The organism is Variovorax sp. Soil_C_12, from assembly GCF_057657375.1.
Window position 1 is genome coordinate 206,788 of sequence record NZ_JBDGIO010000010.1, and the last position, 13,936, is coordinate 220,723.

The following is a 13,936-nucleotide window of genomic DNA, read 5'->3' on the forward strand; positions in this document are numbered from 1 at the left end:
GGTTCGATGACCTCAGAGACCACCGTCGCCGGGGCCGGCAAGGCCGGCTTCAACCTCTCGAAGTGGGCGCTGGACCATCCCGCGCTCACCCGCTACCTGATGCTGGTGCTGATGCTGCTGGGCTTCGCGGCCTACTTCCAGCTGGGCCAGGACGAGGACCCGCCCTTCACCTTCCGCGCGATGGTCGTGCGCACCTACTGGCCCGGCGCGACGGCGCAGCAGGTGGCCGAGCAGGTGACCGACAAGCTCGAGCGCACGCTGCAGGAGGCGCCCTACGCCGACAAGATCCGCAGCTACTCCAAGCCCGGCGAGTCGCAGATCATCTTCCAGATCAAGGACTCCTCGAAGCCCGGCGATGTCGCCAACGTCTGGTACACGGTGCGCAAGAAGATCGGCGACATCCGCGGCACCCTGCCGGCCGGCATCCAGGGCCCCTTCTTCAATGACGACTTCGGCGACGTCTACGGCGTGATCTACGCGCTGGAGAGCGACGGCTTCAGCTATGCCGAGCTCAAGACCTTCGCCGACGACGTGCGCCAGCAACTGCTGCGCGTGAAGGACGTGGCCAAGGTCGAGCAGTTCGGCGTGCAGGACGAGAAGGTCTTCGTCGAGGTCTCGCAGAAGCGCCTGGCGCAGCTGGGGCTGGACTTCAACACCGTGCTTTCGCAGCTCGGGCAGCAGAACGCGATCGAGAGCGCCGGCACGATCCAGGCGCCGCAGGACGTGGTGCAGGTGCGGGTGGCCGGCCAGTTCACCAACGTGGAGCAGCTGCGCGCGATGCCGATCCGCGGCACTTCGGGCAACCAGATGCGCCTCGGCGACATCGCGGAGATCCGTCGGGACTACGTCGATCCGCCGCAGGTCAAGGTGCGGCATCAGGGCAAGGAGGTGATCGCGCTGGGCATCTCCATGGCCAAGGGCGGCGACATCATCACGCTCGGCAAGTCGCTGCACGCGGCCACCGCCGAGATCGACAAGCGCCTGCCGGCGGGCGTGAAGTTGGCGCAGGTGCAGAACCAACCGGTGGCGGTCGCGACCTCGGTCAACGAGTTCGTGCGGGTGCTGATCGAGGCGGTGGCGATCGTGCTGGCGGTGAGCTTCATCGCGCTCGGGCTGCACAAGGGCGGGCGCTTCGGGTACTACATCGACATCCGACCGGGGCTGGTGGTGGCGATCACGATCCCCTTGGTGCTGGCCGTGACCTTCCTGGCGATGAACTACTTCGGCATCGGGCTGCACAAGATCTCGCTGGGCTCGCTGATCATCGCGCTCGGCCTCTTGGTGGACGACGCGATCATCGCGGTCGAGATGATGGTGCGGAAGATGGAGGAGGGCTACGACAAGGTGCGCGCCGCCACCTTCGCCTACGACGTCACGGCCAAGCCGATGCTGACCGGCACGCTGATCACGGCCGCGGGCTTCCTGCCCATCGGCATCGCGAAGTCGGTGACGGGCGAGTACACCTTCGCGATCTTCGCGGTGACGGTGATCGCGCTGGTGCTGAGCTGGCTGGTCTCGGTCTACTTCGTGCCCTACCTCGGCACCTTGCTGCTCAAGGTGAAGCCGCACAATCCCGAGGACCCGCCGCACGAGCTGTTCGACTCGCCCTTCTACAGCACCTTCAGGCGCACGGTGAACTGGTGCGTCAAGCACCGCTGGCTGACCATCGGCGCGACCCTGCTGACCTTCGCGCTGGGCATCGTCGGCATGGGCAAGGTGCAGCAGCAGTTCTTCCCCGATTCGAGCCGGCCGGAGATCATGGTCGACCTGTGGTTCCCCGAAGGCACCTCCTTCGCCGCCAACGAGGAGGTGGCCAAGCGGGTCGAGCAGCGGCTGCTGAAGGAAGAGGGCATCACCACCGTCAGCACCTGGGTCGGCTCCGGCGTGCCGCGCTTCTATTTGCCGCTGGACCAGGTGTTCCCGCAGACCAACGTCTCGCAATTGATCGTGCTGGCCAAGGACCTCAAGTACCGCGAGTCGCTGCGCCTGAAGCTGCCGGGGCTGCTGGCGGAGGAGTTCCCCGAGATCCGCGGCCGCGTGAAGCTGCTGCCCAACGGGCCGCCGGTGGCCTATCCGGTGCAGTTCCGCGTGATCGGCACCGAGCCGGAGCTGCTGCGCACGCATGCCGACGAGGTCAAGGCGATCATGCGCGACAACGCCAACATGCGCGGCGTGAACGACAACTGGAACGAGTCGGTCAAGGTGATCCGGCTCGAGGTGGACCAGGCCAAGGCGCGCGCCCTCGGCGTCACCAGCCAGGCCATCGCGCAGGCCTCGCGCACGATGTTCAGCGGCACCACCATCGGCCAGTACCGCGAGAACGACCTGCTGATCGACATCGTGCTGCGCCAGCAGCCCGACGAGCGCGAGGCGATCTCGGACATCGGCAATGCCTACCTGCCGACCAGCTCGGGCCACTCGATCCCGCTCACGCAGATCGCGCGGCCGGTGTTCGGCTGGGAACCGGGCGTGATGTGGCGCGAGAACCGCGACTACGCGATCACGGTGCAGGGCGACATCGTCGAGGGGCTGCAGGGCGCCACCGTCACCGAGCAGCTGCTGCCGGCGCTGCGCAAGCTGGAGGCCAAGTGGCATGCGGAAGGGCAGGGCGCCTACCGCATCGAGGTGGCGGGCGCCGTGGAGGAGAGCAGCAAGGGCTCGTCCTCGATCGTGGCCGGCGTGCCGATCATGCTGTTCCTGGTCTTCACGTTGCTGATGCTGCAGCTGCACAGCTTCAGCCGCTCGATGCTGGTCTTCCTGACCGGGCCGCTGGGGATTGCCGGCGTGGCCGGCGCGCTGCTGGTGACCAACCGGCCCTTCGGCTTCGTGGCGCTGCTGGGCGTGATCGCGCTGATGGGCATGATCCAGCGCAACGCGGTGATCCTGATCGATCAGATCGAGCACGACCGCGCGGCCGGCGTGCCGACCTGGGACGCGATCGTCGAGTCGGCGGTGCGCCGGCTGCGGCCCATCGTGCTGACCGCGGCGGCGGCGGTGCTGGCAATGATCCCGCTGTCGCGCAGCGTGTTCTGGGGGCCGATGGCAATCGCGATCATGGGCGGCCTCATCGTTGCCACCGTGCTGACGCTGCTGGCCCTGCCGGCGATGTACGCGGCCTGGTTCCGCGTCAAGCGGGATGAGCACAACCCCGCCAAGGAGGCCGAGGAGGCCCTGGTTCGCGCTTAAAATACGCGGTTGACCGATTTCAGGCGGTCGGCCTTCCCGGCCGGCTGCTATTCGAATGCGAAGGCGGCCTCCGGGCCGCCTTCCGTATTCATCACCTGAAAAAACTGGAACCGCGCGGGTGGCGAAATTGGTAGACGCACCAGGTTTAGGTCCTGACGTTCGCAAGAACGTGCCGGTTCGAGTCCGGCCCCGCGCACCAGCACAAGACCCTCTCAAGGAAGACACAAATGACCGTGAACGTTGAAACCCTCGACAAGCTCGAGCGCAAGATCACGCTGACCTTGCCCGTCGGCACCATCCAGTCCGAGGTCGATTCACGCCTCAAGAAGCTGGCCCGCACCGTCAAGATGGACGGCTTCCGCCCCGGCAAGGTGCCGATGACCGTCGTGGCCCAGCGCTACGGCTACTCGGTGCACTACGAGGTCATGAACGACAAGGTCGGCGAGGCCTTCTCGCAGGCCGCCAACGAGGCCAAGCTGCGCGTGGCCGGCCAGCCGCGCATCACCGAGAAGGAAGAGGCGCCCGAGGGCCAGCTGGCTTTCGACGCGGTCTTCGAGGTCTTCCCCGACGTCAAGATCAACGACCTGTCCAACGCCGAGGTCGAGAAGCTCAGCGCCGAGGTGGGCGACGATGCGATCGACAAGACGCTCGACATTTTGCGCAAGCAGCGTCGCACCTTCGCCCAGCGCGCCCAGGACGCCGCCGTGCAGGACGGCGACCGCGTGACGGTCGACTTCGAGGGCAAGATCGACGGCGAGCCCTTCCAGGGCGGCAAGGCCGACGACTTCCAGTTCATCGTCGGCGAAGGCCAGATGCTCAAGGAATTCGAGGACGCCGTGCGCGGCCTGAAGGCCGGCGACAGCCGCACCTTCCCGCTGTCCTTCCCGGCCGACTACCACGGCAAGGACGTGGCCGGCAAGCAGGCCGACTTCATGGTCACGGTCAAGAAGATCGAGGCCTCGCACCTGCCCGAGGTCAACGAGCAGCTGGCCAAGTCGCTCGGCATCGCCGAGGCCACGGTCGAAGGCCTGCGCGCCGACATCAAGAAGAACCTGGAGCGCGAAGTCAAGTTCCGCCTGCTGGCGCGCAACAAGAACGCCGTGATGGACGCACTGATCGCCAACGCCGAGCTGGACCTGCCCAAGTCCAGCGTGCAGGCCGAGGTCGACCGCATGGTCGAAGGCGCCCGCGCCGAGCTCAAGCAGCGCGGCATCAAGGACGCCGACAAGGCCCCGATCCCCGACGACGTGTTCCGCCCGCAGGCCGAGCGCCGCGTGCGCCTGGGCCTGGTCGTGGCCGAGCTGGTGCGTGCCAACAACCTGCAGGCCAAGCCCGAGCAGATCAAGGCGCACATCGATGAGCTGGCCGCCAGCTACGAGAAGCCGGCCGACGTGGTGCGCTGGTACTTCAGCGACAACCGCCGCCTGGCCGAGGTCGAGGCGGTGGTAATCGAGAACAACGTCACGGATTTCGTGCTCGGCCAGGCCAAGGTCAACGCCAAGTCGGTGTCCTTCGACGAGCTGATGGCCCAGCAGGGCTGACACGCCGGCGGCCGTCGTGGGGCTTGTGCTTTTTGGCACGAGCCCCATGTCGTCTGGGTACAGTACAAAACCTCTCTGGAGAGCACACATGAGCGCACAGGACATTCAAGGCCTCGGCATGATCCCGATGGTCATCGAGCAATCGGGCCGCGGCGAGCGTTCCTACGACATCTATTCGCGGCTGCTCAAGGAGCGGGTGATCTTCCTGGTGGGCGAGGTCAACGACCAGACCGCCAACCTGGTGGTGGCGCAACTGCTGTTCCTGGAGAGCGAGAACCCGGACAAGGACATCTCGTTCTACATCAACTCGCCCGGCGGCAGCGTGAGTGCCGGCATGGCGATCTACGACACCATGCAGTTCATCAAGCCGGCGGTGTCGACCCTGTGCGTGGGCTTCGCGGCCAGCATGGGCGCCTTCCTGCTGGCGGCGGGCGAGAAGGGCAAGCGCTTCTCGCTGCCCAACTCCAAGATCATGATCCACCAGGTGCTGGGCGGCGCCCGCGGCCAGGCGACCGATATCGAGATCCATGCCCGCGACATCCTGAAGACCCGCGAGCAGATGAACCGCATCCTGGCCGAGCGCACCGGCCAGTCGCTGGACAAGATCGCCCGCGACACCGAGCGGGACTACTTCCTGACCGCGGACGAAGCCAAGGACTACGGCCTGGTCGACCAGGTGATCGCCAAGCGCAGCTGAGCCGGCCGGCGCTGCGGCGCCCCGGCGGCGACAACGGCGTTTTCCGCACGGAAAACGCCGTTTTTGTTCGGGTTGGGGACGGGCCGAGGGTCTTCCTTCTTCGCTATCATTGTTAAACCCCCGTTACGAGGCATCTGTCCATGGCCGAGAAAAAAGGCTCTTCCAGCGAAAAAACGCTTTACTGCTCGTTCTGCGGGAAGAGCCAGCACGAGGTCAAGAAGCTGATCGCCGGTCCGTCGGTTTTCATTTGCGACGAGTGCATCGATCTCTGCAACGAGATCATCCGCGACGAGTTGCCCGCCGGCGAGGAATCGCGCGAGGCGCGCAGCGACCTGCCGACCCCGCTGGAGATCAAGGCCAACCTCGACAACTACGTGATCGGCCAGGAGCCTGCCAAGCGCATGTTGTCGGTGGCGGTCTACAACCACTACAAGCGGCTGCGCCACAAGGACAAGGCCAAGGGCGACGACGTCGAGCTCAGCAAGAGCAACATCCTGCTGATCGGCCCGACCGGCTCCGGCAAGACCCTCCTGGCCCAGACCCTGGCCCGCATGCTCGACGTGCCCTTCGTGATGGCCGACGCCACCACGCTCACCGAGGCCGGCTACGTCGGCGAGGACGTCGAGAACATCATCCAGAAGCTGCTGCAGAGCTGCAACTACGAGGTGGAGCGCGCCCAGCGCGGCATCGTCTACATCGACGAGATCGACAAGATCTCGCGCAAGTCCGACAACCCCTCGATCACCCGCGACGTATCGGGCGAGGGCGTGCAGCAGGCGCTGCTCAAGCTGATCGAAGGCACCATGGCCAGCGTTCCGCCGCAGGGCGGGCGCAAACACCCGAACCAGGACTTCCTGCAGATCGACACGACCAACATCCTGTTCATCTGCGGCGGCGCCTTCGCCGGGCTGGAGAAGGTGATCGAGAACCGCACCGAGGCCTCCGGCATCGGGTTCGGCGCCTCGGTCAAGAGCAAGCAGCAGCGCAGCCTGACCGAGGTGTTCCGCGAGGTGGAGCCCGAGGACCTGATCAAGTTCGGCCTGATTCCGGAGCTGGTCGGCCGCATGCCGGTCGTTGCCTCGCTGGCCGAGCTCAGCGAGGACGCCCTGGTGCAGATCCTGACCGAGCCGAAGAACGCGGTGGTGAAGCAGTTCACCAAGCTGCTGCAGATGGAAGGCGTCGACCTGGAGATCCGCCCGGCGGCGCTCAAGGCTATCGCACGCAAGGCACTGGCCCGCAAGACGGGTGCCCGGGGCCTGCGCTCGATCCTGGAGCAATCGCTGATCGACACCATGTTCGAGCTGCCGAATGCCACCAATGTCGACAAGGTCGTGGTCGAAGAATCCACAATCGACGAAAACAAGCCACCGCTCCTCGTGTACCGCGAGGCGGCCAAGAAGGCCTGACTGAGTGACTTTCAGGCCGGCCCCTCCGATACCGGCGACCGGCGTCTTCGGCGATTACCGCGCCCGCGGGCTTGAAAAGCGCGCGCGGCCGACCATCTTTCCATGATCAAGTAAAGGATTTCCATGTCCGGTCATACCCCCCTGCCTGCCACCGAAATCGACCTGCCGCTGCTCCCGCTGCGCGACGTGGTCGTTTTCCCCCACATGGTGATCCCGCTTTTCGTCGGCCGGCCCAAGAGCATCAAGGCGCTCGAGCTCGCGATGGAAGCGGAGCGCCGGATCATGCTGGTCGCCCAGAAGGCCGCCGCCAAGGACGAGCCCTCGGTCGAGGACATGTTCGAGGTCGGCTGCATCTCGACCATCCTGCAGATGCTGAAACTGCCCGACGGCACGGTGAAGGTGCTGGTCGAAGGCCAGCAGCGCGCGCGCGTCAACCGCATCGACGACGGCGAGACGCATTTCTCAGCGAACGTCACGCCGGTGCAAGTGCCGGAGGCCGCAGTGCAGAAGGGCACCGAAGTCGAGGCGCTGCGCCGCGCGGTGATGCAGCAGTTCGACCAGTACGTCAAGCTCAACAAGAAGATCCCGCCCGAGATCCTGACCTCGATCTCGAGCATCGACGACCCGGGCCGCCTGGCCGACACCATCGCCGCACATCTGCCGCTCAAGCTCGACAACAAGCAGGCCGTGCTCGACCTGGACGATATCAAGGCGCGGCTGGAGAACCTGTACGGCCAGCTGGAGCGCGAAGTCGACATCCTCAACGTCGACAAGAAGATCCGCGGCCGCGTCAAGCGCCAGATGGAGAAGAACCAGCGCGACTTCTACCTGAACGAGCAGGTCAAGGCGATCCAGAAGGAACTGGGCGAAGGCGAAGAGGGCGCGGACGTCGAGGAGATCGAAAAGAAGATCAAGCTTGCCAAGATGCCCAAGGAAGCGCTCAAGAAGGCCGAGGGCGAGCTCAAGAAGCTCAAGCTGATGTCGCCGATGTCGGCCGAGGCCACCGTGGTGCGCAACTACATCGACGTGCTGATCGGCCTGCCCTGGAGCAAGAAGACCAAGATCAAGCACGACCTCGCGCACGCCGAGGAGGTGCTCAACGAGGACCATTACGGCCTCGAAAAGGTCAAGGACCGCATCCTTGAATATCTTGCGGTGCAGCAACGCGTCGACAAGGTGAAGGCGCCGATCCTCTGCCTCGTGGGCCCGCCGGGCGTGGGCAAGACCTCGCTGGGTCAGTCGATCGCCAAGGCGACCGGCCGCAAGTACACGCGCATGGCGCTGGGCGGCATGCGCGACGAGGCCGAGATCCGCGGGCACCGCCGCACCTACATCGGCGCGCTGCCGGGCAAGGTGCTGCAGAGCCTGAACAAGGTGGGTACGCGCAATCCGCTGTTCCTGCTGGACGAGATCGACAAGCTGGGCACGGACTTCCGCGGCGATCCGTCGAGTGCGTTGCTGGAAGTCCTGGACCCCGAGCAGAACCACACCTTCGGCGATCACTACGTCGAGGTGGACTTCGACCTCTCCGACGTGATGTTCGTGGCCACCTCGAACTCGATGAACATCCCGCCGGCGCTGCTGGACCGGATGGAAGTGATCCGCCTGGCGGGCTACACCGAGGACGAGAAGACGCACATCGCGCTCAAGTACCTGCTTCCCAAGCAGATGAAAAACAACGGCGTGAAGGAGGACGAGCTCCTGATCACCGAAGAGGCCGTGCGCGACATCGTGCGCTACTACACCCGCGAGGCCGGCGTGCGTTCGCTCGAGCGCGAGCTCTCCAAGATCTGCCGCAAGACGGTCAAGGGCTTGCTGCTCAAGAAGATGACGCCCAAGGTCGTGGTCGAGGGCAAGAACCTCAATGACTTCCTTGGCGTGCGCAAGTACACCTTCGGTCTGGCCGAGAAGCAGAACCAGGTGGGCCAGGTGGTTGGCCTGGCGTGGACCGAGGTCGGTGGCGACCTGCTCACGATCGAGGCCGTGACGATGCCCGGCAAGGGCGTGATCAGCCGCACCGGCTCGCTCGGCGACGTGATGAAGGAGTCGGTGGAGGCCGCCCGCACCGTGGTGCGCAGCCGCTCACGCCGGCTCGGCATCAAGGACGAGGTGTTCGAGAAGCGCGACATCCACATCCACGTGCCCGACGGCGCCACGCCCAAGGACGGCCCGAGCGCGGGCGCCGCGATGACGACGGCCTTCGTGTCGGCGCTGACCGGCATCCCCGTGCGCGCCGACGTCGCGATGACCGGCGAGATCACGCTGCGCGGTGAAGTGACGGCCATTGGCGGCCTGAAGGAAAAGCTGCTGGCCGCCCTGCGCGGCGGCATCAAGACCGTGCTGATCCCGGAAGAGAACGCCAAGGACCTGCAGGACATCCCCGAGAACGTGAAGAACGGCCTCGAGATCGTGCCGGTGAAGTGGATCGACAAGGTGCTGGAGATCGCGCTGGAAAAACTGCCGACGCCGCTGTCCGATGAGGAGGTCGCGGCTGCCGCTGCGGCGATGGCCGAGCAGGCCAAGCAGCGGGCATCGCAGCCCGCGGAAGGCTCGATCAAGCATTGAGCCTCGGCGCTTGCGGGACCTCGAAAAAGTGCTATATAATCTAAGGCTTGAAACGCGGGAATAGCTCAGTTGGTAGAGCGCAACCTTGCCAAGGTTGAGGTCGAGAGTTCGAGACTCTTTTCCCGCTCCAGTTTTCAAAAAGGGAAGCTTCAAGCTTCCCTTTTTTTCGCGAGTTCTGACCAAGAAGAAAACCTCGATTCAGCATGGCGCGATAGCAAAGCGGTTATGCAACGGATTGCAAATCCGTCTAGCCCGGTTCGACTCCGGGTCGCGCCTCCACCCTTCATCGGTATCGATCAGAACAGCCCCTCCAACCATCGTTGTCGGGGCTGTTTCTGTTTCGGGTATCGTCCATATCCAACCGGAGGCCCGGATGGTGAAATTGGTAGACACATCGGACTTAAAATCCGCCGCTTCCTGCATAAGGGGCGTACCGGTTCGACCCCGGTTCCGGGCACCACCACATCACAAGGGAGCCATGACATGCCTCGCTACAACGCTCCGTTCGAAATCCACGTCCACGGCGACGTGCCGCTGCGCCCCGATGCGAGCTTCGAGCAGATTCAGGAAGCCCTGAAACCGCTCTGGAAATACGCCGGCGCGCGTTCGCTGGCCGATGGCGCGAACAGCGTCTATGAGGAAGAGCCCGGCATCCGTTTCGAGCAGAAGGAGCACATGCTCCAGATCTGCTGGACGGTTGCCGGCGACGAAGATTTCCGCCAGGCACTCGACGAGATGTGCATGGCCCTGAATGAGCTCGCCGAGCAGGGCGCCGCGATCGAGGTCACGTTCTACGATACCGACTTCGACGAGGAAGAGAGCGATCCCGAGGACGAGTCCCGCGACGACTTCCTGATGCTCTTCATCGGCCCCAACCCGGCCGCGATCATGCAGGTCCAGCGCGACCTCCTGGTCGAGGACGTGGTGAACCTCATGGAACGCCATTTCGACGGCGCCGAGCTCGGTGGCGTGGTGGCCGAGATCGACAAGCTCTTCGGCGACCGCTTCGATGCGCTGGTGAACTCGCTCGAGATCGGCAAGCGCCCGCGCGGCGGCACCGGTGGCCCCGGCACCGGCGGCCATGGCGGCGGACGCCGCCCGCGCCACCTGCACTGAGCACAGCGGCGCTGAAGCTGCGCCACGGAGCGGTCAACCCGCTCCGCTATGCTCGGCGACCTTCTGTACGAGGAGAGTCGCTTGGCCCTTTTTTCCCAGTCCGCCCTCCGTCCCGGCGTGCGCAAGCGCGAAGTGTTCGGCTGGGCGATGTACGACTTCGCCAACTCGGGCTACACCACGGTCGTGATCACGGCGGTGTTCGCCGCCTATTTCGTCGGCGGAATCACCAAGAGCGCGCCCTGGGGGCCCTTCGCGTGGACGGTCGCCCTGAGCATCTCCTATGCGATCGTCATGCTGAGCATGCCGGCGATCGGCGCCTGGGCCGACCTCCATGCCGCGAAAAAAAGGATTCTGGCGATCGTCACCGTCGGCTGCGTGCTCGGCACTGCGGCGCTGGCGATCACGCCGCAGCTCGGCGGCCCCTTCGCGGTCGCGCTGGCGATGGGCCTGGTGGTGGTCTCCAACACCTTCTACTCGTACGGCGAGTCGCTCACCGGTGCCTTTCTGCCGGAGCTGGCGACGGCCGAAGGCATGGGCAAGGTCAGCGGCTGGGGCTGGGCCTTCGGCTACATCGGCGGCATGCTCGCGCTCGGGCTGTGCCTGGCCTACGTGCTGTGGTCGCAGGCCCGGGGCCTGCCCGCCGCGCACTTCGTGCCGGTCACGATGCTGATCACTGCGGCCATCTACGGCCTGGCCGCCTGCGCCACCTTCGCGCTGCTGCCCGAGCGGGCGCAGCCGCAGGCGGCGGCGGACAGCCGCAGCGCCTGGCAGCAGTTGCGCGACACCTTCCGTCAAGCGCGCGCGTACCGCGACTTCATGTGGCTGCTGGCCTGCACCGTCTGCTACCAAGGGGGCGTGGCGGTAGCGATCACGCTGGCGGCGATCTACGCGGAGCAGGTGATCGGGTTCGTGCCGAGCGAGACCATGATGCTGATCTTCGTGCTCAACGTCGCCGCGGCCCTCGGCGCCTTCGGTTTCGGCTATCTGCAGGACCGCATCGGCCATCGGCGCGCGCTTTCGGGGGCACTGGTGGCCTGGATCGCGGTGTGCGTCATCGCGGCCTCGGTCACGACCAAGGGCGGGTTCTGGTGGGCGGCGACGATCGCCGGCCTGGCCATGGGCTCGAGCCAGTCGGCGGGCCGCGCCATGACGGGCGTGCTGGCGCCGCCGCGGCAGTTGGCGGAGTTCTTCGGCCTCTGGAGCTTTGCAACGCGCCTGGCGGCGATCATCGGCCCCCTGAGCTACGGGACCATCACCTGGGCCACCGGCGGCAACCAGCGCATCGCGATCATTGCGACCAGCGTGCTGTTCATCGCCGGCCTGCTGCTGCTGCTGCCGATCGACATGCGGCGCGGCCGGGCGGCGGCGCTGCGCGGAGAGGGAGCTCAGTCGGAAGCAGGGCCGCCCTTGGCGGCGCGGTAGGCCGCACCGTCGTAGCGCAGTGTCCGCGACGAGAACTTCGCCGGACGCTCGTGCGTCACGCATTCGTCGCCCTGCGAGCTGGAGCGGGTCTCGGTGCGGGTCTGGCGCAGCAGCAGGTCGGCCCAGCCGTGGCTCGTGCTGCGCGCGATCGACAGGCTGCCGCGCACGGTCTCGAAGTTGCCGGCGCAGTTGGCGTCCCACTCGCCGCGCTCCAGCGTCATCTCGAGCTCATCGAGCACCCGGGCGAGCTTGGGGCCCTGCGGGACGTACAGCGTGAGCGTCTCGTTCGAGTAGGGATTCACGCGCGACGAGCCCTGGCGCACGATGCGCAGGCCGAAAGCGCGCGCGTCGGCGGCCAGGATGTAGCGCGCCGTGTCGACCTTGATCTCGTTGATGCGGATGGCGTCCTCGCTCATGCCAGAGGGCTCGAACAGCCGGCTGACGACCGTGGCGCGCTCGGTGTTGCCGTTGTCGGCCTGCTGCACTACCAGCACGTCGAGATCGAACGGGGTGACGCCGGGGTCGGAAGAGGGGCGCGGCAGCGGCAGCACGACGATGAAGCGCCCCGCGAAGCCGCGCCAGGGCTGGCAGACGGCGCGTTCGTGGTCGAGCGCCCGTTTGGGATGCAGCTTGGCATGCATGCGCTCCGCGAGCCCGGTATCGCAGGCTGCGTGGCTGGCGGTGCTCAGCAGGGCCAGCAGGCAGGCCAGGATCAGTCGACAAGCCATGCGCGCAACAGCAGTGTCAGGCGGTGGCTGCGGCCGCGGGCCCGGCCGGACGCGCGAGCCAGCGCGCCGCCGCGGCATCGAGCGCCTCGGGCGCCGCGCTGCTCAGGAGCGCCACGCTGCCTTCGCCTTCGGCGGCCAGCTGCCCGGCCTCTGCCAGCAGCCGCCGCGTCTGCAGCGCGACGGGCGCACCGGTGTCAATGAAGCGCACCGATTCGCCGCAATGGCGGCGCAGCTCGGCCGCGATGAAGGGGTAGTGCGTGCAGCCCAGCACCAGGGTGTCGATCTCCCCGGGCGCGCTGCCGAAGCGGCCGGCGTCGCGCAGATAACGTTCGCTCAAGGCGGCGATCCCGGCAGCGTCGCCGCGCTCGATCGCGCCCGCCAGGCCGTCGCAGGGAACGATGCGGAAGTCCGCCTGCCCGGCCAGCGAAGCGTGCAGCGCCTCGAACTTGCGGCTCTCCAGCGTCACGCGGGTGGCGATCACCGCGATATGGCCGGTGCGCGTGGCAGCCACTGCGGGCTTGAGGGCCGGCTCGACGCCGACCACCGGCAGCGCCCGATGCTCGCCCCGCAGCTCGTGGATGGCTGCCGCGGTCGCGGTGTTGCAGGCGACCACCAGGGCCTTGATCCGGTGCTGGTCCAGCAGGTGGCGCGCGACAGCGCGGGTGCGCATCGCCACGTAGGCGTCACCGCGCTCGCCGTAGGGCGCGTGGCCGGCATCGGCAAAGTACACGAAGCGCTCGTGCGGCAGCGCCTCGCGCAGCGCATTGAGCACACTCAGGCCGCCCACGCCGCTGTCGAACACGCCGATGGGCGAGGTGCTCAAGCCGCTTCCATCATGATGGTCTTGAACTCCCCGCTGGCGATGCGCTTCTGCCATTCCGCGGGCCCGGTGATGTGGGCGCTGGTGCCGCCGGCGTCCACCGCCACCGTCACCGGCATGTCGACCACGTCGAACTCGTAGATCGCCTCCATGCCGAGGTCGGCGAAGCCCACCACCTTGGCGGTCTTGATTGCCTTGCTCACCAGGTAGGCGGCGCCGCCCACGGCCATCAGGTAGGCGCTCTTGTGCTTCTGGATCGCCTCGATCGCGACCGGCCCGCGCTCGGCCTTGCCGATCATCGCGATCAGGCCGGTCTTCGCCAGCATCATCTCGGTGAAGCCGTCCATGCGGGTGGCGGTGGTCGGGCCGGCCGGGCCAACGGCCTCGTCCTTGACCGGATCGACCGGGCCCACGTAGTAGATCACCCGGTTGGTGAAGTCCACCGGCAGCTTCTC

General features: G+C 66.4%; 10 protein-coding genes and 4 tRNA genes. 11 read left to right on the forward strand and 3 right to left on the reverse strand.

Going from position 1 to position 13,936, the window contains the following annotated elements; all coding sequences use genetic code 11:
- Window positions 1-6 precede the first annotated feature (6 nt).
- The 11 genes from AC3A6X_RS25035 to AC3A6X_RS25085 all read left to right on the forward strand — a co-directional run bounded on the left by AC3A6X_RS25035 (window position 7) and on the right by AC3A6X_RS25085 (window position 11,933).
- A complete protein-coding gene (locus tag AC3A6X_RS25035) occupies window positions 7-3,186 on the forward strand; it encodes an efflux RND transporter permease subunit (RefSeq protein WP_487844720.1) in 3,180 nt (1,059 codons plus the stop codon).
- Between the two features lie 112 nt (window positions 3,187-3,298).
- Window positions 3,299-3,385 (forward strand) — tRNA-Leu (locus AC3A6X_RS25040).
- A 28-nt stretch (window positions 3,386-3,413) separates the two neighbouring features.
- Window positions 3,414-4,727 (forward strand): trigger factor, encoded by a 1,314-nt coding sequence (tig, locus tag AC3A6X_RS25045; protein ID WP_309962182.1) that lies wholly within the window; start codon window positions 3,414-3,416, stop codon window positions 4,725-4,727.
- 88 nt (window positions 4,728-4,815) lie between these two features.
- Window positions 4,816-5,424 (forward strand): ATP-dependent Clp endopeptidase proteolytic subunit ClpP, encoded by a 609-nt coding sequence (gene clpP, locus AC3A6X_RS25050; protein ID WP_106558361.1) that lies wholly within the window; start codon window positions 4,816-4,818, stop codon window positions 5,422-5,424.
- A 140-nt stretch (window positions 5,425-5,564) separates the two neighbouring features.
- A complete protein-coding gene (gene clpX, locus AC3A6X_RS25055; RefSeq protein WP_106558362.1) occupies window positions 5,565-6,830 on the forward strand; it encodes an ATP-dependent Clp protease ATP-binding subunit ClpX in 1,266 nt (421 codons plus the stop codon).
- Between the two features lie 123 nt (window positions 6,831-6,953).
- Window positions 6,954-9,395, forward strand: a complete 2,442-nt coding sequence (lon, locus tag AC3A6X_RS25060) for an endopeptidase La (RefSeq protein ID WP_487844721.1) — start codon at window positions 6,954-6,956, stop codon at window positions 9,393-9,395.
- 54 nt (window positions 9,396-9,449) lie between these two features.
- Window positions 9,450-9,525, forward strand: a tRNA-Gly gene (locus tag AC3A6X_RS25065).
- 75 nt (window positions 9,526-9,600) lie between these two features.
- A tRNA-Cys gene (locus AC3A6X_RS25070) sits at window positions 9,601-9,674 on the forward strand.
- A gap of 88 nt (window positions 9,675-9,762) precedes the next feature.
- Window positions 9,763-9,855, forward strand: a tRNA-Leu gene (locus AC3A6X_RS25075).
- A gap of 23 nt (window positions 9,856-9,878) precedes the next feature.
- Window positions 9,879-10,511: a DUF6806 family protein gene (locus AC3A6X_RS25080; protein WP_106558364.1), complete on the forward strand. Its 633-nt coding sequence runs from the start codon at window positions 9,879-9,881 to the stop codon at window positions 10,509-10,511.
- Window positions 10,512-10,592: 81 nt separating this feature from the next.
- Window positions 10,593-11,933 carry an MFS transporter gene (locus AC3A6X_RS25085; RefSeq protein ID WP_487844722.1) on the forward strand — a complete coding sequence of 447 codons (1,341 nt, stop codon included), beginning with the start codon at window positions 10,593-10,595 and terminating at the stop codon, window positions 11,931-11,933.
- Here AC3A6X_RS25085 and AC3A6X_RS25090 read toward each other — a convergent pair.
- From AC3A6X_RS25090 to AC3A6X_RS25100, 3 genes are all read right to left on the reverse strand, one after another.
- Window positions 11,897-12,661, reverse strand: coding sequence for a PA3715 family protein (locus AC3A6X_RS25090; RefSeq protein WP_487844723.1), 765 nt, complete (start codon window positions 12,659-12,661; stop codon window positions 11,897-11,899). The genes AC3A6X_RS25085 and AC3A6X_RS25090 overlap by 37 nt on opposite strands.
- 16 nt (window positions 12,662-12,677) lie before the next feature.
- Window positions 12,678-13,484: a glutamate racemase gene (gene murI / locus AC3A6X_RS25095; RefSeq protein WP_487844724.1), complete on the reverse strand. Its 807-nt coding sequence runs from the start codon at window positions 13,482-13,484 to the stop codon at window positions 12,678-12,680.
- On the reverse strand, window positions 13,481-13,936 hold a 456-nt coding region (locus tag AC3A6X_RS25100), incomplete at its 5' end, for a fumarate hydratase C-terminal domain-containing protein (protein ID WP_487844725.1). The genes murI and AC3A6X_RS25100, both read right to left, overlap by 4 nt.

Bases quoted from the DNA above. Each gene is read 5' to 3' on its own strand.
- clpP (WP_106558361.1), top strand. From the start codon at position 4,816: ATGAGCGCACAGGACATTCAAGGCCTCGGCATGATCCCGATGGTCATC.
- AC3A6X_RS25035 (WP_487844720.1), top strand. From the start codon at position 7: ATGACCTCAGAGACCACCGTCGCCGGGGCCGGCAAGGCCGGCTTCAAC.
- lon (WP_487844721.1), top strand. From the start codon at position 6,954: ATGTCCGGTCATACCCCCCTGCCTGCCACCGAAATCGACCTGCCGCTG.
- tig (WP_309962182.1), top strand. From the start codon at position 3,414: ATGACCGTGAACGTTGAAACCCTCGACAAGCTCGAGCGCAAGATCACG.
- clpX (WP_106558362.1), top strand. From the start codon at position 5,565: ATGGCCGAGAAAAAAGGCTCTTCCAGCGAAAAAACGCTTTACTGCTCG.
- AC3A6X_RS25090 (WP_487844723.1), bottom strand. From the start codon at position 12,661: ATGGCTTGTCGACTGATCCTGGCCTGCCTGCTGGCCCTGCTGAGCACC.
- AC3A6X_RS25080 (WP_106558364.1), top strand. From the start codon at position 9,879: ATGCCTCGCTACAACGCTCCGTTCGAAATCCACGTCCACGGCGACGTG.